Below are 1145 nucleotides of genomic sequence, written 5' to 3'. Positions count from 1 at the left end.
TCGGCGTCGCGTTCGGCGCGGCCTTTGGACCTGCCGGTGGGCGTCTGATTGGACCTGTTCACCGGTCCATTGTGCGGGCCAGGGTGGGGACATGACGATGACCACGACGACTGCGAAGACGGCTACGGCGACGACGGACCCTGCGACGGCCGCGGACCGGGCGGGAACCACGCGGCCTACGACCTCGCCGACCGGCACCACGACCGGTGCGCTCGCGTACCCGACCGGCAGCGCGACCGGCTACGTGCACGGCTATTCGGAGACGGAGGCCCGGCGCCTCGGGGACCAGGCGAACACCCTCGTCGAGCTCCTCCACGCCGGCACGGCCTACCCACCGGGCAGTCGGGTGCTGGAAGTGGGCTGCGGCGTCGGGGCGCAGACCGTCCACCTGCTCGCCGGCAGCCCGGGCATCCACCTCACCGCGGTCGACGTCTCGGCCGACTCGCTCGCCCAGGCACGAACCCACGTGGCGGCGCTCGCACCGGGGGCGCGAGTGGACTGGCACCACGGCGACCTGCACCGACTGCCGTTCGTCGACGGCGACTTCGACCACCTCTTCGTCTGCTTCGTGCTGGAGCACCTGGCCGACCCGCCGGCGGCCCTGGCGGCGCTGCGCCGGGTGCTGAAGCCGGGCGGCACCATCACGGTGGTCGAGGGCGACCACGGCTCGACGTTCTTCCATCCGGAGAGCGCTGCGGCCCGGGCCACGGTGGACCACCTGGTCCGGCTGCAGAGCCTCGCGGGCGGCGACGGCCTGATCGGCCGCCGGCTCCATCCGCTGCTGACCGGAGCGGGCTTCCGGGACATCACCGTCCGCCCGCGCACCGTGTACGCGGACGGGAGCCGCCCGGATCTGGTGGAGGGCTTCACCCGGCGCACGTTCATCGCGATGGTCGAGTCCGCCCGGGCCGAGGCGCTGGCGGCAGGCCTCACCACGGCGGAGGAGTTCGACCGGGGCATCGCCGACCTGCACCGGACCGCGGAGCAGGGCGGCACCTTCCACTACCCCTTCTTCAAGGCGCTGGCCGTCAGGCCGTGACCCGCCGCGGCGCACGCCGGCCGCAGCGGGCCTCCTGTGCGGCCGGTGGTCACTCCGCGGCGGTCACTCCGCGGCCGGGCCACCGCGCCGGCTGGTGTCGCCGAGG

General features: G+C 74.3%; 1 protein-coding gene. It reads left to right on the top strand.

What is annotated here, in order from left to right; translation table 11 throughout:
- Positions 1–97 precede the first annotated feature (97 nt).
- A complete protein-coding gene (locus MCM47_RS41230) occupies positions 98–1039 on the top strand; it encodes a methyltransferase domain-containing protein (protein ID WP_238951883.1) in 942 nt (313 codons plus the stop codon).
- Positions 1040–1145 lie beyond the last annotated feature (106 nt).

The sequence above is a fragment of the Kitasatospora sp. A2-31 genome (assembly GCF_022288725.1).
GTDB lineage: Bacteria > Actinomycetota > Actinomycetes > Streptomycetales > Streptomycetaceae > Kitasatospora.
This window is presented reverse-complemented; position numbering and strand designations above follow the sequence as displayed.